9 protein-coding genes are annotated in these 18,562 nt (G+C 66.7%); 6 read left to right on the forward strand and 3 right to left on the reverse strand.

Annotated elements, in window-relative coordinates; translation table 11 throughout:
• The first annotated feature begins 73 nt into the window (after positions 1-73).
• From ACWA7K_RS11965 to ACWA7K_RS11975, 3 genes are read left to right on the forward strand one after another with little or no spacing between them, the layout of a single operon-like run.
• Complete coding sequence (locus tag ACWA7K_RS11965; RefSeq protein ID WP_456161633.1) at positions 74-880, forward strand: ThuA domain-containing protein; 807 nt, start codon at positions 74-76, stop codon at positions 878-880.
• Positions 877-1,980 carry a Gfo/Idh/MocA family protein gene (locus tag ACWA7K_RS11970; protein WP_456161634.1) on the forward strand — a complete coding sequence of 368 codons (1,104 nt, stop codon included), beginning with the start codon at positions 877-879 and terminating at the stop codon, positions 1,978-1,980. The genes ACWA7K_RS11965 and ACWA7K_RS11970 overlap by 4 nt, the downstream gene beginning before the upstream one ends.
• Before the next feature lie 7 nt (positions 1,981-1,987).
• Positions 1,988-3,196, forward strand: coding sequence for an MFS transporter (locus tag ACWA7K_RS11975; protein ID WP_456161635.1), 1,209 nt, complete (start codon positions 1,988-1,990; stop codon positions 3,194-3,196).
• A 31-nt stretch (positions 3,197-3,227) separates the two neighbouring features.
• Here the strand turns inward: ACWA7K_RS11975 and ACWA7K_RS11980 are convergent, their stop codons facing one another.
• Together ACWA7K_RS11980 and ACWA7K_RS11985 are read right to left on the reverse strand one after the other, a co-directional pair.
• Positions 3,228-3,875: an SCO family protein gene (locus ACWA7K_RS11980; RefSeq protein WP_456161636.1), complete on the reverse strand. Its 648-nt coding sequence runs from the start codon at positions 3,873-3,875 to the stop codon at positions 3,228-3,230.
• A gap of 71 nt (positions 3,876-3,946) precedes the next feature.
• On the reverse strand, positions 3,947-5,836 hold the full coding sequence (locus ACWA7K_RS11985) for a multicopper oxidase family protein (protein ID WP_456161637.1): 1,890 nt from the start codon (positions 5,834-5,836) through the stop codon (positions 3,947-3,949).
• Between the two features lie 569 nt (positions 5,837-6,405).
• Here ACWA7K_RS11985 and ACWA7K_RS11990 point away from each other — a divergent pair.
• From ACWA7K_RS11990 to ACWA7K_RS12000, 3 genes are read left to right on the forward strand one after another with little or no spacing between them, the layout of a single operon-like run.
• Complete coding sequence (locus ACWA7K_RS11990; protein WP_456161638.1) at positions 6,406-7,809, forward strand: cation:proton antiporter domain-containing protein; 1,404 nt, start codon at positions 6,406-6,408, stop codon at positions 7,807-7,809.
• Positions 7,809-8,939, forward strand: coding sequence for a YbdK family carboxylate-amine ligase (locus tag ACWA7K_RS11995; RefSeq protein ID WP_456168790.1), 1,131 nt, complete (start codon positions 7,809-7,811; stop codon positions 8,937-8,939). The genes ACWA7K_RS11990 and ACWA7K_RS11995 overlap by 1 nt, the downstream gene beginning before the upstream one ends.
• Before the next feature lie 56 nt (positions 8,940-8,995).
• Positions 8,996-9,754, forward strand: a complete 759-nt coding sequence (locus ACWA7K_RS12000; protein ID WP_456210119.1) for a gamma-glutamyl-gamma-aminobutyrate hydrolase family protein — start codon at positions 8,996-8,998, stop codon at positions 9,752-9,754.
• A gap of 6 nt (positions 9,755-9,760) precedes the next feature.
• Here the strand turns inward: ACWA7K_RS12000 and ACWA7K_RS12005 are convergent, their stop codons facing one another.
• Positions 9,761-18,166, reverse strand: coding sequence for a tandem-95 repeat protein (locus ACWA7K_RS12005; protein WP_456161640.1), 8,406 nt, complete (start codon positions 18,164-18,166; stop codon positions 9,761-9,763).
• Between the last annotated feature and the right edge of the window lie 396 nt (positions 18,167-18,562).

Consider the following 18,562-nt stretch of genomic DNA (forward strand, 5'->3'; position numbering starts at 1 on the left):
CGGCTGTTCATCCCGCAAGCCCGGACATTCCGTGGCACTGCACGACCCTCACCCCCACCTGGAAGACCTTCCGATGAAGTCGAAGATTTCTGTCATCGTCTGGAACGAATACGAACACGAGCAGAGCAACCCGGCGATTGCCGCGATCTACCCCGAGGGCATCCATGGCGCCATCGCCGCCGGCCTGCGCGAGGTGCCCGGCCTGAACCCCGGCGCGCTGCCGGTCGAGGTCACGACCGCCACGCTGGACCAGCCCGAGCACGGCCTGACCGAAGCCCGCCTGGCCGAGTGCGACGTGCTGCTGTGGTGGGGCCACCGGGCCCACGGCAAGGTCGCCGACGCCATCGTCGACCGGGTGCAGAAGCGGGTGCTCGAAGGCATGGGCCTGATCGTGCTGCACTCGGGTCACTTCTCGAAGATCTTCCGCCGCATGCTGGGCACCAACTGCTCGCTGAAGTGGCGCGAGGCCGACGAGAAGGAGCGCCTGTGGGTGGTCGAGCCGTCGCACCCGATCGCGGCCGGCCTGGGCGAGTACTTCGAGCTGCCGTATGAGGAGATGTACGGCGAGCGCTTCGACGTGCCGGCGCCCGACGAGACGGTGTTCATCTCGTGGTTCGAGGGCGGCGAGGTGTTCCGCTCCGGCCTGTGCTGGCAACGTGGCCACGGCCGCATCTTCTACTTCCGCCCGGGTCACGAGGCCTACCCGACCTACTTCGATGCCAACGTGAAACGCGTGCTGGCCAACGCGGTGCAATGGGCCAACCCGCGCGTGCAGATCGTCGACGTCTGCCCGATGAGCCCGGCGCTGGAGCCGATCGCGCCGAAGAACGTCAGCTTCGCCAAGGCCGGCGTGGTGCAGGACAAGAAGGACATCGAATGAGCGACTACCAGAAGCAGGCCGCCGCGCTCACGTCGCCCGGCACCTCGTCGACCCCGGACACCGGCCGCAAGCTGCGCATCGGCGTGATCGGCCTGGGCATCGGCCGCATGCACATCGAGGGATGGCGTCAGCACCCGGGGGTCGAGGTCGTCGCGATCGCCGATCCGGACCCGGCCCGCCTGGCCGCCGTCGGCGACCAGTTCGGCATCGCCGGACGCCACGCCAGCGCCGAGGCGATGCTGGCCGCCGGCGGGCTGGACGTCGTCAGCGTCTGCACGCCCAACAAGTTCCACAAGGACCTGACGCTGGCGGCGCTGGCCGCCGGCTGCCACGTGCTGTGCGAGAAGCCGATGGCGATGAACGCGAGCGAAGGCCGCGAGATGCTGGCCGCCGCCAAGGCCGCCGGCAAGCGCCTGATGATCAACTTCAGCTACCGCTTCAGCGCGCCGTCGCGGGCCCTGAAGGCGCAGGTCGAGACCGGCCAGTTCGGCGACTTCTACTTCGGCCGCACGGTCTGGCATCGGCGTCGCGGCATGCCCGGTTTCGGTGGCTGGTTCGGCACCAAGGCGCTGGCCGGCGGCGGTCCGCTGATCGACCTGGGCGTGCACCGGCTGGACCTGGCGCTGTGGCTGATGGGCTACCCGAAGCCGACCTGGGTGATGGGCGCGACCTACGACCCGATCGCCCGCGAGGCCGCCAAGGCCAGCGGCAAGACCTTCGACGTCGAGGACCTGGCTTCCGCCTACGTCAAGTTCGAGAACGGCGCGACGCTGGTGCTGGAGGCCTCCTGGGCCGCCCACATCCAGGAAGCCGAGCTGATGGAGACGCGCCTGCTGGGCACGAAGGCGGGCCTGCTGCAACGCAATGTCAACGAGGGCTACGAGTTCGAGGCCTACATCTTCAGCGACGGCGGCGGCGCGCAGCTCGACACGCACATCCACGTGCCCAAGACGCCCGCGAAGTCGGCGATGCACGACTACGCCGAGGCCATCCTGACCGACCGGCCGCACCCCGCGTCCGGCGAGGAAGGGCTGGTCGTGATGGAACTGCTCGACGCGGTCTACGAAAGCGCCCGCACCGGCGCGCCGGTGAAACTCTGAGCCCGCCATGACGACACCCGATCCGATGACCCCTGCGCTGCAGGCCACCCTCGACGCCACGCCGGACTCGTCCTCGCTGGCGCAGCGCCTGCGCGCGGCACGCTGGGCCACCCGCACGCTGTTCGCGATGCTGGGCCTGCTCGCCGGCGTCTGGGGTGCGCACATCCCGTCGATCAAGGAACGCTACGGCATCGACGAGGCGGTGCTGTCGGCGGTGCTGTTCAGCGCCGCTGTCGGGGCGGTCGGCTCGGTGTTCTTTGCCGGCCGCTTCATCGGCCACCTGGGCGCGCGGCGCGCCAGCCTGATCACCGGGCTGGTGCTGTGCAGCGCCCTGGGCAGTGCGCTGCTGTGGCCCTCGGTCTACGTGCTGATGGCCACCAGCGTCGCCTTCGGCATGTCGATGAGCGTGTTCGACGTGACCATCAACTCCGAAGGCACCGCCCTCGAACGCGACGGCGGCCAGCCGATCATGGGCAACCTGCATGGCTGCTTCAGCCTGGGCGCGATGGCCGGTGCCGCCGTGGCCGCGTCGATGCTGCGGGCGCAGGTGCCCGCCGCGCTGCAGCTGGGCGGCGCCGCTGTCGTGCTGGCCACGGCACTGGTCATCGCCAACCGCTCGATGCTCGACGCCCGCCCGGCCCCGCCGGCACCGGGCGAGGAGCAGCGCCATTTCGTCTGGCCGCGCGGCCTGCTGCTGCTGATCGGCCTGCTGATCTTCGCGGGCATGACGGCCGAAGGCGTCATGTACGACTGGTGCGTGCTGTTCCTGAAGCAGGAACTGGGCATGCCGCAGGACCAGGCGGCGGCCGGCTATGCGGTCTTCGCCGGTGCGATGGCGGCGGCGCGTTTCGGCGGCGATGTCCTGCGCGCCCGCTTCAGCGAGAAGCTGCTGTTGCGCAGCAGTGCGGCGCTGACGACGGTGTCGATGGCGGTCGTGCTGCTGAGCGGCTCGCCGACGATCGCGCTGATCGGCTATGCGCTGATCGGCGCGGGCCTCGCGCCGATCGTGCCGATCCTGTTCAACGCCGCCAGCCGGGTGCCCGGCAGCAGCAGCGCGGCGGCCATCGCGGCGGTCTCGTCGATCGGCTACAGCGGCTTCCTGGTCGGCCCGCCGCTGATCGGCGTGATCGCCCACAACTGGTCGCTGACGGCCGCGATGGGCGTGGTGGTCGTGGCCGCTGGCGCGCTGGCGATCGGCGCCCGCAAGGTCGACTGACCGACCGGCCCCGGCGGGCCGGGCCGGCCCTTCAGGCCAGCTCGAAGCGGATCATCCGGGCGATGCCACGCGCGCTCGTCAGCGTGTTGGCGTGGCCCCATTGCACGCGCCGCTCATCGCCGACCACGGCGGCGCCGGAGTGGCTCAGCAGGTCGTCGTTCGGGTCGTCGCTCATCAGGCCGAGCGCCTTGGCGACCTTCTCGACGTTGGCCACGCTGCCGGTCACGAAGGTCCAGGCGCCGTCATGACCTTCACGGCCGTCGATGCCGTGCGCGCGCCGGTAGGCCGCCAGTTCGACCGGCGTGTCGGTCAGCGGCGTCAGCGTCAGCGAGATGAAGTGCAGGTCGCGGGTCCGGCTGCCCAGGTGGTGCCGGGCCTCGACCAGCTTGCGCGTGGCCGGTCCGCAGATGTTGCTGCACGAGGTGTACATGACGTTGATGACGACCTGCCGGTCGCGCACCAGGTCGTCGTAGAAGCGGACCGTGCGGCCGTCGTGCGTCAGCAGCGGCACGTTGGGCAGGCGGCGCTGGCGCACCCGCTCGCGCGGGTCGTCGAGCGCCGCGCGCACCGGTGGCGTGGTGCCCATCAGCGCGGCACCGGCGGCCAGCAGGCCGGCGCCGAACAGCGTGCGGCGCAGGGCGCTGTCGGGGGTCGTGGCGAGGGGCGAGGCGAGGGGCATGGCAAGAGTCCTGGCGTTCATGTCGTGGCTCCGGAAGGCTCGATCGGATCGGGGTTGTCGCGCGTCCGGGCTCATGGCCGCGTCTTCCGGTCACCGACGTCGTCGACCGCGAACAGCAGCATCATTCCCTTGTCCTCGTGGACCACGTTGTGGCAGTGCAGCGGGTAGACGCCGGTGTAGTCGGTGGCCTTGACCCAGTACTCGACCTCGTCGCCCTCGCCCAGCCAGATCACGTCCTTGCGGGCGTACTCGGGCGAGCTGGTCGGGATCGGCTTGCCGTTGCGCTTGATGATCCGGCCCTCGACGAAATGGTTGTGGATCGGGTGCGACCAGCCGCCCCCGGTGCGGTGGATCCAGCGCTCCATCGCGCCGCGCTTCATCGTGAAGCGGACCTCGTCGCAGTTGATCGGCAGGCCGTTGCAGACCCAGCCGCCATTGCTGCGGCCCCAGTCGAAGGTCCGCGTGATGACGGGGGTTTCGAGCGGTGGCAGGGAGATCGGCGCGAAGTTCGCGATCTCCGACGGATGCCGGCTCTGGTCGGTCACCGCCGCGCCGATGCGGAACTCCATCAATGCGTTGTCCGGGTTGCCCGGCGGCAGCAGTTCGTTCTCCGGGCCGCGGCCGTTGACCTGCAGCAGGCGGTTCTCCAGCCACAGCCGGGTCGCGCCGGCCGCCGGGCCGCCGGCAGCGGTCAGCTCGCGGAAGTCGATGATCACGTCGGCACGTTCGGCGCAGGACAGCCGCACCGACGTCACCTTCAACGGCTTGGGCAGCAGGTTGCCGTCGCTCGCGACGACCCAGAAGGGGATGACCTGCGACGGCTGGTCGGGGTTGACCAGGAACAGCTGGTGGAAACGCGACGGGCCGACGTTCAACAGGCGAAAGCGGTAGCGCCGCTGGAACACGTCCTTGTAGGGCTGCACCTTGCCGTTGACGAGGTAGCGGTCGCCGACATGGCCGTCGTCATCGAAGACATCGAAGACCGCCTGCTCGGTGCGAGGGTCGAGCCGCAGGTCCGAGAACATCACCGGCACGTCATAGGCCGGGTAGCTCGGCAAGCGCAGGCCGGTGGTCTCGTCGCCGGTGTCGTGCTCGTTGAAGATCAGGTGGAAGCCGCACAGGCCCTTGTAGACGTTCTCCGCCGTGTGGGCCTCGCGGTGGTCGTGATACCAGAGGGTGCCCAGCGTCTCGCGCACGTCGCCATCGGGCATGCCGGGTTGGGTGAAGCCGGCCCGCTTCATGTTGTAGTAGTAGTCGTAGTACTGGCCGGGGAAGAAGAAGCGGCCCTGCGTGAACGGGTCTTCCGACAGGGCCCCCAGGCGCGGATCGCACGGTCCGCCGTCGCTGTCGGGCGCCGAGTGGAAGTTGTGCAGGTGCGTCGAGACCGAGTACTTGCCGAAGCCGCCGGACGGCGGGCCCTTGGGCAGCTCGTTGTAGCGCCGCACCAGGATGGCGGTGTTGGCGCCCGCCTGGTAGCGGCTGACGATGGTCGGCATCGGCGTGGTCGGCGGGTCGGCCTTGAGGTCGGCGCCGCCGAGGTTCGAGCCCCAGAAGTTCACCTGCGGCCGCAGCTGCGGATGGATCGACACCGGCGGCACCGCGCCGTAGCGCTGCGCGTAGAAGAAGCGCGGCGGGTTGCGCTCGCGCAGCTGGTGCGGCTCGCCCCGGCCCTCGTGGGGCAGGCCGGTGGCCGGGTTGACCGCGCGGTTCGGCGCGACCGTCGGCGGCAGCGCGAAGGCCGGGTCCGACAAGGCACGCTGCGGCAGCTCGGGCGGGGTCGGCAGCGGCTCCAGGAACGGCGTGACGCGCGGGCTCGGCTCCGGCTCGGCGGCACGGGCGGGCGTCGCAGCCCCCGCCAGCCACGCGGCCGGCGCTGCGCCCAGGGCGAACTTGAAGGCCTGGCGGCGGCCCTCGACGGGTTCGGACGACGGCGCGAGATCGGACTTCCGGACGGGTGACATGGCTGGATTTCCTCGTGATCGTCGACAAGATGTGTCAAAAGCAGAACTTCAGTGACCATCCGGAAGGACTTCCGTGATGGCCATATGTCCTGGACATACGGCCGGCAAGCCGGATCGGATGCACCGAAGATTTCTTCAGCTCAACTTAAGGTTGCGAATCGTATCGAGTCACGAATTGATAAAAGCCGACTCTTTTCGCCCTGATGGGTGGGGTTATTGGGTTTATTAACCCACATTGACCGGCCATCAACCCACACGGCGTGACTTCTTCACGTCAGAAGGCTGGACACACCGCTGACATGCTGCAGAACCGACCTTGAACAAGGGAACGCTTTCCATTCAGTTTTGGTGAAGGTTTTCTGTCGACCCACTTCACCTGTCCAGGTGCGGGCTCGCGCACCTGGTCACACCCGGTCCCGCGTCTGACATCTGGATGCGAAGACGACACCCGAAGCGGACTTTCGCGCCCCTACATTGGCCAGCCGACCGATGTCCGCCCGCGCGGTGATCGACCGGGACGACCCGGACGACCCGGTCGCGGCAGGCGAAACACAAGACGAGGAGACGCGATGGACTGGCTGGAAGACGTGGCCCGGGTGCTGCACATCGAACCCTGGCCGCCCGACCCGGGGGCGCTGTTCTGGGCCGTGCTGATGCTGCTGGCCGGCGGCCTGCTCGGCGAGCTGGTGGCGCGCTGGACCCGCCTGCCGCGGGTGATGGGCTACACCGCCGCCGGCATCGCGATGGCGCTGTCGGGTCAGGGCCTGACGGGTGCGGCGATGCCCGCCTCGCTCAAGCTGGTGATCGACCTGGCGCTGGCGCTGCTGCTGTTCGAGATCGGCGCGCGGGTGCGGCTGCGCTGGTTGCGCGACAACCCGGCGCTGCTCGCCACCAGCCTGGCCGAGGCGCTGCTGACGCTGCTGACGGTGCATGCCGCGCTGCGCTGGGCCGGGCTGGATCCGGCGCTGGCGCTGGGCTGCGCGGTGCTGGCGGTGCCGGCCTCGGCGGCGGTCGCCGGGCGGGTCTCGCTGGAGCTGGGCGCCGCCGGCCAGGTCACCGAACGGATGATCCTGCTGACCGCCCTGAACACGCTCTACGCCGCCCTCGGGCTGACGCTGCTGCGCGGCTGGCTGAGCGTCGAGACGCTGGGCGACTGGCTGCCCGCGCTGTCCCGGCTGGGCTACAACTTCTTCGGCTCGCTGCTGCTGGCGCTGATGCTCGCCAAGCTGGTCGGCCTGGTCGCACGCCGGCTCGACCTGCGCAACGACCACGCCGTGCTGCTGCTGCTCGGCCTCGTGCTGGTGGCCATCACCGTCGCGCGTTCGCTCGCGCTGTCGACGCTGCTGGTGCCGCTGCTGGCCGGCATGGCGCTGCGCAACCGCCACGACCGGCCGTGGGTCTGGCCGCGCCACTTCGGCACGGCCGGTGGCGTGCTGGTGCTGCTGCTGTTCGTGATCGTCGGCTCGGCCTGGACGGTTGACGCGCTGCGCACCGGCCTGCTGCTGGGCGCCGTGCTGGTCGCTGCGCGGGTGCTGGCCAAGCTGCTGGCGGTGATGGGCTTCGCGCGGCTCAGCGGCCTGGCGCCGCGCCAGGGGCTGGCGCTCGGGCTGTCGCTGGCACCGCTGTCGGCGACTGCGCTGGTGATGCTGGCCGAGCTGACCGCCATCCACCCCGACTACGGCCAGAAGCTCGGCCCGATCGTGCTGAGCGCCATCGCGCTGCTCGAACTGGCCGGCCCGCTGGCCGTCTGCGCCGCGCTGAAGCTGGCCGGCGAGGTCGCCCCGGTGCCGCAGACGCCCAGCCGCGTGCCGGCCGCGACGCCCGGGCGACCGGCGGTGCCGCGAGCGGCATTTCCTGCGTCCTCGTCGGTGGCCGAAACACCCGTCCTGCCGGTGATGCCGGTGATGCCCGCCGTGCCAGCCGCCCTCGTCGGCCACGGCATCGTCCAGGAGATCGGCGGGGTGCTGTCTTGATCCGTCTCGAACCCTTCGCGCGCTCGCGCTCGCTGACCCTCGGCGTCGAGCTGGAGCTGCAGATCGTCAACACCCACGACTACGACCTGGCGCCGTCGGCCAAGGACCTGCTGCGGCTGGTCGACCGCCTGAAGGACACGCTGCCCGGCAGCATCGTCCCGGAGATGACCGACAGCATGATCGAGCTGTCGACCGGCATCTGCGTCGACCACGCCGATGCGCTGTCGCAGCTGGGCCAGCTGCGCGATGCCCTGGTCAGCTGCGCCGACCAGCTCAACCTCGGCCTGTGTGGCGGTGGCACGCACGCCTTCCAGGACTGGAGCCAGCGCCGCATCTTCGACAAGCCGCGTTTCCAGGAGCTGTCGCAGCTGTACGGCTACCTCAGCAAGCAGTTCACGATCTTCGGCCAGCACGTGCACATCGGCTGTCCGGGGCCGGACCAGGCGCTGGTGCTGCTGCACGGCCTGTCGCGCTTCATCCCGCACCTGATCGCGCTGAGCGCGTCGTCGCCCTATGTGCAGGGCACCGACACCGGCTTCGACTCGGCCCGCCTCAACTCGGTGTTCGCCTTCCCGATGTCGGGCCGCGCGCCCTTCGTGACGACCTGGGACGACTTCCAGGTCTACTTCGAGAAGATGACCCGCACGGGGGTGGTCCGCAGCATGAAGGACTTCTACTGGGACATCCGGCCGAAGCCCGAATACGGAACGATCGAGGTGCGTGTGCTCGACACGCCGCTGACGATCGAGAAGGCCGCCGCGATGGCCGGCTTCATCCAGTGCCTGGCCCGCTGGCTGCGCATCGAGCGGCCCTACACGCTGCAGGAGGACGACTACCTGCCCTACACCTACAACCGCTTCCAGGCCTGCCGCTTCGGGCTCGACGGCCTGTTCGTCGACCCGCAGACCGGCGAGCACCGCACGCTGCGCGACGACATCCTGCTGACCTTCTCGGCCCTTGAAGTCCACGCGATGGAGTTGCGCGCCGAGGGCGCCATCACCTATCTGAAAAGCGAGATCGCCCGGCATGGCAACGACGCCGGCTGGATCCGCGACGTGCAGTCGCGCGAGGGCCTGCTGGCCGAAGTGGTGCGCCAGCAATGCACACGCTGGGCCGGTCGCGCGTCTTGAAGCCGGCAGGTCCGGGCTCGGAAGGCTTGCCGCCGTCTCGCCCCTTGCTGATCGGCATGACCGCGCGGCTGATGCACCAGCCGCCGGCCGAACTGGGCTTTCGGGGCAAGACGCTGCAGTACCTGGAACAGTCGCTGGCCCATTGGGTGATGGCCCACGGCGCGATGACGGTGATGGTGCCCACGCTGGGCTTCGATGCCGAGGTGGCGCGCCGCAAGGTCGGCGTGCACCACTACGTCGAACTGCTCGACGGCCTGCTGCTGCAGGGCGGCGCCGATGTCAGCCCCTTGAGCTACGGCCAGCAGCCGATGCACCCGGCCTGGCGCGGCGACGCCGTGCGCGACCGCTACGAGATCGAGCTGATCGAGGGCTTCCTCGCCGCCGGCAAGCCGCTGCTGGGCATCTGCCGCGGCTGCCAGCTGCTCAACGTCGCGCTCGGCGGCACGCTCTACCAGGACATCGCCACGCAGCGCCCGGAGGCCATCCGCCACGTCGACGCCGAGCTGTACGACCAGCACGCACACGCGCTGCGCATCGAGCCGCACAGCCGGCTGGCGAGCCTCTACGGCACGCCGGCCGGTGCGCGGGTCAACAGCATCCACCACCAGGCCATCGACCGTCTCGGCGGCGACCTCGTGATCGAGGCCCGCAGCGCCGACGACGGCATCGTCGAAGCCATCCGCGCCCGCGGCGACCTGTTCGTCGCCGGCGTGCAATGGCACCCCGAGTTCCACCTCACCCGCCCCGACCTGCTGAACGCCGAGCCGCTGATGAATGCCTTCCTGGCGGCGATGCGGGTCAGGCGGGGGCGGTGAGTGGGGTCAGATGACCCTCAGGTTCTGGTTGACCAGCACCTCCAACCCGTTACCCGTGGTGTACGCACTGTAGAGCTCACCACCATACAGGATGTCCGAGACCGTCCGACTCCACACCGGACCATTCGTCACGGCTGAATACAACGCGACCGAGTTCGTGTCATCACCGGTGACGATCAGCTGGTGCTTGTTGACACTCGAAGGCAGGCCGGTCCAGCCATTGCTGCCGTTGAAAAGATTCATGCCGGTCATTTCCAGCACATCGCGCTCAGTCAGCGCCAGCGTGTTGAATTCACCGTGGAGGTCGATCCGTTCAACGCTTTGAATGAGCGCTCCGACCTTGGCATTGCCCAAAGCCACGTTGGCCATGATGGTCAGATCGAATGTCACATTGTCGCAAGCCAGCTGGATCGTATCGATGCCGGCGCCACCGTCGATGCGCGCACGCTGACCGTTGACGACACCACCCGCGAGTTTGTCGAGGTTGTCCTCGTTGAGTACGAAGACGTCGTCACCCAGACCGCCGTACAGCACGTCGGCGCCACCATTGCCCGTCAGGACGTCATTCCCGCGGTTGCCCACCAGCGTCTCGCCGGCGGACGTCCCGACCAGCTTGTCAGGGTTGACCGTGCCGTACTGATCCACGGCGGAGGCGTACTTGACGCCAGACGCACTTCCGAAGAGGACAGTGCTGCTGCCGGTCCGGTTGTTCGCTGCATACTCGCCGACGATCAGGTCAGCAAGGCCGTCACCATTGACATCGCCGGCTGCGCTGACGCTGCGGCCCGCCTGCCCGCCGCTCACCTGGCTGTCAATCGCGAAGCCCGTCTTCTCTTCGTCCACCTTGGACAGGTCGACACTGCCGCCGTCGACCTTGCCGAAGACCACATAGCTTCTGCCATTGCCATCACCATAGCCGTACTGACCGATGATCAAGTCACTCAGGCCGTCCCCGTTCACGTCGCCTGCCGAACTGACGCTGCCACCGGAATAGCCATAGCTGTTGGGGGCCGTGATCGCGAAACCCCCCGTTCCCGCTGCAATATCGGCCAGTTTGATTGGAGACTGAATGGACGTTCCGAAAACCACATAGCTCTTGCCGGTGCTGACATCCTCCACATTGGGTGCACCGATGACCAGGTCCGCGAGCCCATCACCATTGACGTCGCCAGCGCTGCTGACGCTATAGCCGGCGTAATCGCCTTGCGCTTCTCCGAAAATTTCCAACGCATCGCTCGATGAAATGTGTTGCGACAGGTCGATGTACTCCGTCCCAGACTTGCCAAACACCAGATAGCTCTTTCCGTTCGATGCTGCCTGTGGAGCACCCATGATCAGGTCGGCCAGGCCATCTCCGTTGAAGTCTCCCGCGCCGCTGACGCTACTGCCCGCTTCTCCCTTCACGCCGGTCTCGCCGTAGATCGTGAAGCCACCAGAACCGTTGTCCACATTCACCAGATCGTTGAACGATCCGCCACCACCGGCAGTTCCAAAGACCACATAGCTTTTGCCGTCTTGGCTGTTGTCTGCGCTTGCGCCGATGATGAAGTCCACCATTCCGTCACCGTTGACATCGCCTGCACTGCTGACGCTGGCACCGATGCGTTTGGTTCCAGAATCGCTGAAGGACATGCCGACCGAGCTACTCATGGAATCAACGCCGACGTCGAAGCCTGTTTTCTTGCCGTAGACCACATACGCCCGGCCGACTTCACTCAAACTGGCAGGTGCACCGACGATCAGATCGGACAGGCCATCACCATTGAGGTCGCCAGCGGCGCTGACACTGTAGCCAACGCCGAACGTATATCCTGAGGCGCTAAATAACTTGAATCCTGGAGCCGATATGCCGAACATGCCGAATTTGGAGAGATCCACCGATTGTCCATCGGCGTGCCCCCAAATCACGTAGGCACTGCCCACGCCGTTATCGGAATTCGGCGCTCCGACGATCAGATCGTCGAAGCCATCACCATTGACATCACCCGCACCGCTGACACTGAACCCGACCTGTGCACCGGAGCCAGTTCCCACGATGCCGAAACCAGTGGCGGCGACTTCCGCCTTCACCTGAATCGCGGTGGCCGACGCCTCCTTGCCGTCCCAGGCCTTGACCGTGAAGGCATTCAGGGTGCCGCTGGCAGAGGCTTCACTCTGCCATTGCAGCTTCTCGCCCTTGCCGAGCATCGTCGTGCCCGCCGTCACATCCTGCCAGGCCGCACCACTCCACTTCTGCAGCGTTCCGGTACTGACCGCCTCGATCCGGAAGCTCAGCGGGTCGCCATCGACATCGGTCGCATTGCCTGCTGCCAGCAACTGTGCATAGGTGATCTCGGTGAACGCCCCCGGCACAAAACCATTCAAGTCATCGACGCGGGTCAGCGTCGGGGCATCCTGGACGGCACCCACATTCACCTTGACCTGAACCGCCTGATCTGACGCAGCCGCGCCATCCCACGCCTTGACCGTGAACGCGTTCAACGTGCCGTTGGCATTGGCAGCGCCCTTCCATTGCAGCTTGTCGTCCTGGGCGACGATCGTGGTGCCGGCCACCACATCGGCCCAGGCCGAGCCGGTCCACTTCTGGAGCGAGCCGCTGCTGATTGCCTCGATGCGGAACTTCAGCACATCGCCATCCACGTCGGCTGCATCGGCAGCGGCGGCCAGTTGCGCGAAGCTGATCTCGCCGAAGGTGTCTTCGGTGAAGTCAGCAAACGACCTGACCGTCGACAGTGTCGGCTTGTCATTGACCGCACCCACCGTCACCGTGGCGGTGTAGGTGTTGTGGCCGCCATCGCTGTCACTCACCGTGTAGGTGAAGGTGTCGGTGCCGTTGAAGTTGGCATTGGGCGTGTACGTGTAGCTGCCGTCAGCCTTGACCACGACGGCGCCGTGCGTGGCGCTGGTGGCCAGCTTGTAGGTGACGTCGTCGCCATCGACGTCCGTCGCGGTGGGCAGACTGCCTTTCAGCACGACGTCTTCCGTGGCCTCCAGGTCCTTGTCCGCTGCGGTCGGTGCATCGTTGACCACGCCCACCGTCACCTCGACGGAGTACGTGTTGCTGCCGCCGTTGTCGTCGCTCACCGTGTAGCTGAAGGCGTCGGTGCCGTTGTAGTTCGCGTCGGGCGTGTAGGTGTAGCTGCCGTTGGCATAGACCACCACCTTGCCGTGATCGGCGTCGTATTCGAGCGCATAGGTGACGTCGTCGCCGTCGACGTCCGTCGCGGCGGGCAGGTAGCCCTTCGTGATGACGTCTTCCGTTGCCTCGATCGACACGTAGGCCGCCGTCGGCGCGTCATTGACCGCACCCACCGTCACCGTCGCGGTGTAGGTGTTGCTGCCGCCCTTTCCGTCACTCACCGTGTAGGTGAAGGTGTCGGTGCCGTTGAAGTAGGCATTGGGCGTATAGGTGTAGCTGCCGTCCTCGTTGACCGCCACGGTGCCATGCGTGGCGCTGGTGGCCAGCTTGTAGGTCACGTCGTCGCCATCGACGTCCTTCGCAGTCGACAGGCTGCCTTCCAGCGCAACGTTTTCCGTGGCATCCAACTCCTCGTCCGCTCCGGTCGGTGCATCGTTGACCGCGGCCACCGTCACCTCGACGGTATAGGTGTTGCTGCCGCCCTTGCCGTCGCTCACCGTGTAGCTGAAGCTGTCGGCGCCGTTGAAGTTCTTGTCGGGCGTGTAGGTGTAGCTGCCATCGGACTTGATCACCACGAAGCCGGAATCGGGAACCAGGGCGATCGCGTAAGTGACGTCATCGCCGTCGATGTCCGTCGCGGTGGGCAGATAGCCCTTCTTGATGACGTCTTCCGTCATGGCGATCGACACGTCCGCCGCCGTCGGCTTGTCATTGACCGCACTCACCGTCACGCTGGCGGTGTAGGTGTTGCTGCCGCCCTTGCCGTCACTCACCGTGTAGGTGAAGGTGTCGGTGCCGTTGAAGTTGGCATTGGGCGTGTACACGTAGCTGCCGTCAGCGTCGACCGAGACGGCGCCGTGCGTGGCGCTGGTGGCCAGCTTGTAGGTCACGTCGTCGCCATCGACGTCCGTCGCGGTGGGCAGGCTGCCTTTCAACACGACGTCTTCCGTGGCCTTCAATTCCTTGTCCGCTGCGGTCGGCGCATCGTTGACCGCACCCACCTCCACCTCGACGGTGTAGGTGCTGCTGCCGCCCTTGCCGTCGCTCACCACGTAGCTGAAGGTGTCGGTGCCGCTGTAATTCGCGTCAGGCGTGTAGGTGTAGCTGCCGTCGGCATTGATCACGACGAAGCCGTTGTCAGCGTCGGTGTCGAGATCGTAGGTGACGTCGTCGCCGTCGATGTCCATCGCGTTGGGCAGGTAGCCCTTCCTGATGCCGTCTTCCGTCGCATCGATCGACACGTCCGCCGCCGTCGGCGCGTCGTTGACCGCACCCACCGTCACCGTGGCGGTGTAGGTGTTGCTGCCGCCCTTGCCGTCGCTCACCGTGTAGGTGAAGCTGTCGGTGCCGTTGTAGTTGGCATCGGCCGTGTAGCTGTAGCTGCCGTCGGCCTTGACTTCAACCGTGCCGTGAATGGCGTCAGTGGCGAGCTTGTAGGACACGCTGTCGCCATCGACGTCCTTCGCCGTTGCCAGGTTGCCCGTCTTGATGACGTCTTCCTTGGCCGCGAACGTCGAGTCCGCTGCGGTCGGTGCATCGTTGGCCGCAGCCACCGTCACGGTCGCCGTGTAGGTGTTGCTGCCGCCGTTGCTGTCGCTCACCGTGTAGGTGAAGCTGTCGCTGCCGTTGTAGTCGGCGGTGGGCGTGTAGCTGTAGCTGCCGTCGGTCTTGATGACCACCGTGCCATGCGCGGCGTCGGTGACCAGCTTGTACGAGACGCTGTCGCCATCGACGTCCGTCGCAGTGGCCAGCTTGCCCGACTGGATCACGTCCTCGGTCACCGCAATGGCCATGTCGGCCGCCGTCGGCTTGTCATTGACCGCACTCACCGTCACGCTGGCGGTGTAGGTGTTGCTGCCGCCCTTGCCGTCGCTCACCGTGTAGGTGAAGGTGTCGGTGCCGTTGAAGTTGGCATTGGGGGTGTACACGTAGCTGCCGTCAGCGTCGACCGAGACGGCGCCGTGCGTGGCGCTGGTGGCCAGCTTGTAGGTCACGTCGTCGCCATCGACGTCCGTCGCGGTGGGCAGGCTGCCTTTCAACACGACGTCTTCCGTGGCCTTCAATTCCTTGTCCGCTGCGGTCGGCGCATCGTTGACCGCACCCACCTCCACCTCGACGGTGTAGGTGCTGCTGCCGCCCTTGCCGTCGCTCACCACGTAGCTGAAGGTGTCGGTGCCGCTGTAATTCGCGTCAGGCGTGTAGGTGTAGCTGCCGTCGGCATTGATCACGACGAAGCCGTTGTCAGCGTCGGTGTCGAGATCGTAGGTGACGTCGTCGCCGTCGATGTCCGTCGCGGTGGGCAGGTAGCCCTTCCTGATGCCGTCTTCCGTCACATCGATCGACACGTCTGCCGCCATTGGCGCGTCGTTGACCGCACCCACCGTCACCGTGGCGGTGTAGGTGTTGCTGCCGCCCTTGCCGTCGCTCACCGTGTAGGTGAAGCTGTCGGTGCCGTTGTAGTTGGCATCGGCCATGTAGCTGTAGCTGCCGTCGGCCTTGACTTCAACCGTGCCGTGAATGGCGTCAGTGGCGAGCCTGAACGTCACGCTGTCGCCGTCGCTGTCCGTGGCAGTGGCCAGGTTGCCCGATTTGAGGACGTCTTCCTTTGCAGAGATCGTCGTGTCAGCGGCCGTTGGCGCAGCGTTGACGGCGCCCACCGTCACCTCGACGGTGTAGGTGTTGCTGCCGCCCTTGCCGTCGCTCACCTTGTAGGCAAAGCTGTCGCTGCCGCTGTAGTCGGCATGGGACGCGTAGCTGTAGCTGCCGTCGGCCTTGACCTCGACCGTTCCGTGCGCGGCGCCGGTGGCGAGCGCATAGGTGATGTCGTCGCGGTCGACGTCCACGGCGACTGCCAGGCTGCCCGTCTTGATGACGCCCTCCGACGCAGCGATCGACATGTCGGACGCCGTTGGCGCGTCATTGACGGCACCCACCGTCACCGAGGCGGTGTACGTGCTGCTGCCGCCCTTGCCGTCGCTCACGGTGTAGGTGAAGCTGTCTGCGCCGTTGAAGTTGGCATGGGGGTTGTAGGTGTAGCTGCCGTCTGCGTTGACGGTCACATCGCCGTGCGTCGCACTGGTGGCCAGCTTGAAGCTGACGGCGTCACCGTCGACGTCCTTCGCAGTCGCCAGGTTGCCCGTCTTGATGGCGTCTTCCTTGGCCGCGATCGCCGTGTCCGCTGCGGTCGGCGCATCGTTGACTGCGCCCACCGTCACGGTCGCCGTGTAGGTGTTGCTGCCGCCGTTGCTGTCGCTCACGGTGTAGGTGAAGGTGTCGGCGCCGTTGTAGTCGGCCGCTGGGGTGTAGCTGTAGCTGCCGTCGGTCTTGATGACCACCGTGCCGTGCGCAGGACCAGACGCGAGCTTGTAGGACACGCTGTCGCCATCGACGTCCGCTGCTGCGGCCAGTTGGCCGGTCTTGAAGACGTCTTCCGTTGCCACGATCGGCAGGTCGGATGCCGTCGGCGCGTCGTTGACTGCGCCCACGGTCACGCTGGCGGTGTAGCTGTTGCTGCCGCCCTTGCCATCGCTCACCGTGTAGGTGAAGGTGTCGGCGCCATTGAAGTTGGCATGGGCCGTGTAGCTGTAGCTGCCGTCGGCATTGAGTTCAATCGTGCCGTGTGTGGCGCCTGTCGTCAGCCTGAACGTCACGCTGTCGCCATCGACGTCCGTCGCAGTCGCCAGGTTGCCCGTCTTGATGACGTCTTCCTTGACCGCGATCGTCGTGTCTGCAGCGGTCGGTGCGTCGTTGACCGCCCCAATCGTCACGGTTGCCGTATAGGTGTTGCTGCCGCCGTTGTTGTCGCTCACCGTGTAGGTGAACGAGTCACTGCCGTTGTAGTCGGCCGCGGGCGTGTAGCTGTAGCTGCCGTCGGTCTTGATGAGCACCGTGCCGTGTGCAGGACCGGTGGCGAGCTTGTAGGACACGCTGTCGCCGTCGACATCTGACGCAACGGCCAGTTGGCCGGCCTTGAAGACGTCTTCTGTTGCCGCGATCGACAAGTCAGACGCCGTCGGGTTGTCATTGACGGCACCCACCGTCAACGTCGCGGTGTAGGTGTTGCTGCCGCCCTTGCCGTCGCTCACCGTGTAGGTGAAGCTGTCCGCACCGTTGTAGTTGGCCTTGGGCGCGTAGGTGTAGCTGCCGTCGGCCTTGACGTCCACGGTGCCGTGCACAGCGCCGATGGCGAGCGTGTAGGACACGCTGTCGCCTTCGATGTCCGTCGCAGCGGCCAGCTTGCCCGTCTTGATGACGTCTTCGGTCGCTGCAATGGCCGTGTCGGCCGCAGTCGGTGCATCGTTGACCGCCGTGATGCGCGTCGCAAGGCTCACCGTGGTGCTGCTGAAGGCCGTTGAACCGCCGTTCTGGCTCACGTCGACGGTGTCGCCCGAGCCCTTGGCGTTGCCGGAGTTGTCAACCAGGCGAACGGTCAGCGCCCCCGGCTCGCCGGCGTAGTTCGGCGCCGGCATGAAACGCAAGAGAGTGGCACTGGCCAGGTAAAGCGCCGCACCGTCGGACAGACCGTTGACGGCAACCTCCGCCCAGGTCGTCCCATCCTTCGAGAACTGCCACTTTCCCTGCTCGGCTGTCGACGCGTTGGCCGTCACCGCCACAGCCGCGAGCTCGTGGGCGTTGTCGCTGAAGTTCTTGGCGAAGAGGCTGTTCACCGTGGCGCCCGTGGGCGCAGCCACGTCTTCATTCACGGCGGACAGGGTCGCACTGCCACTCGCCTTGGGGGCCTGATTGACCGGAACCTTCGTGACCGACTGGACAAGGGCCCCGACGCTGCCGGCGACTGCGGCGCCCGCCGCCACCTGGGTCATCAGGGAGAGTTGCGAAAGCGAGGACATCGTCGACGCGCCCGATGCGGCCGCCTGACCGACACCCTGGACAACGGACGCCGGAACCGGCGGAGTCGTCGTGGCCGCGATCGAAGAAGGTGACGCCGGCGTGAAGACTGAGTTCTGGGCCAGCACCTCCGTGATCGACCCTGCACCTGGATTCGCCAACGAATCGATCCCTGAATCGAATGCATTCCCCATCCCCGCCACGTCATCGAGATTCGCCTCGATGGGCGACGCGACGGCATCGTCGTCGACTGGCGGGGCCTGAAGCTGCTCGTCCTCGACGCGCCTCGCGCGTGCATCCGTCGCCACCGTCGCGGCGGACGGCTTCTTCATCGGCTTGCCGGACGGGCTGTCCGGTGCTTGCGGTTGAGAAAGGGCGGGAACAGCGGTCTTTTGCGTGTCGTCGTTGACTTGAACGGGCTTCATGGGGCTACCTGGTTGTCGTGATCGGCTGCCGCTGCAACGGAGGGCGTCACAGAACAGTCTGGAAATTCAGGAGCGGATTCTTGAGACCGGTTACGTGACTGCGAATTACCAAAACAAGTTGACTGTGATGCAAGAAGCTCGCATCAGTTGACCGGCTGGCCAGACAACCTTCTGGCGAAGAAATGCGACGACTCGCTGCAGCATCGACACAGGCGCACAGAGACACGCCTCGAGACGGCATCGAGAGGCGGGTAGCAAAGTTCTGTCGACCGGAAGACCCTGGCATCGGCTGCCAGTGCGCGAAAGTTACGTGCGCACACGCAAGCTCGGGCGCGGATGTGAAGCAGCACGATGGCGAGCTTGATGTCGCCCATGCCACAGGCCGGTGCAGGGACC

This window comes from Leptothrix mechoopdaensis (SeqCode) (genome assembly GCF_053893855.1).

Excerpts from the sequence above, each read along its gene's own strand:
- ACWA7K_RS11965 (WP_456161633.1), top strand. The coding sequence starts at position 74 with ATGAAGTCGAAGATTTCTGTCATCGTCTGGAACGAATACGAACACGAG.
- ACWA7K_RS11970 (WP_456161634.1), top strand. The coding sequence starts at position 877 with ATGAGCGACTACCAGAAGCAGGCCGCCGCGCTCACGTCGCCCGGCACC.
- ACWA7K_RS11975 (WP_456161635.1), top strand. The coding sequence starts at position 1,988 with ATGACGACACCCGATCCGATGACCCCTGCGCTGCAGGCCACCCTCGAC.
- ACWA7K_RS11980 (WP_456161636.1), bottom strand. The coding sequence starts at position 3,875 with ATGCCCCTCGCCTCGCCCCTCGCCACGACCCCCGACAGCGCCCTGCGC.
- ACWA7K_RS11985 (WP_456161637.1), bottom strand. The coding sequence starts at position 5,836 with ATGTCACCCGTCCGGAAGTCCGATCTCGCGCCGTCGTCCGAACCCGTC.
- ACWA7K_RS11990 (WP_456161638.1), top strand. The coding sequence starts at position 6,406 with ATGGACTGGCTGGAAGACGTGGCCCGGGTGCTGCACATCGAACCCTGG.
- ACWA7K_RS12000 (WP_456210119.1), top strand. The coding sequence starts at position 8,996 with ATGACCGCGCGGCTGATGCACCAGCCGCCGGCCGAACTGGGCTTTCGG.
- ACWA7K_RS12005 (WP_456161640.1), bottom strand. The coding sequence starts at position 18,166 with ATGAAGCCCGTTCAAGTCAACGACGACACGCAAAAGACCGCTGTTCCC.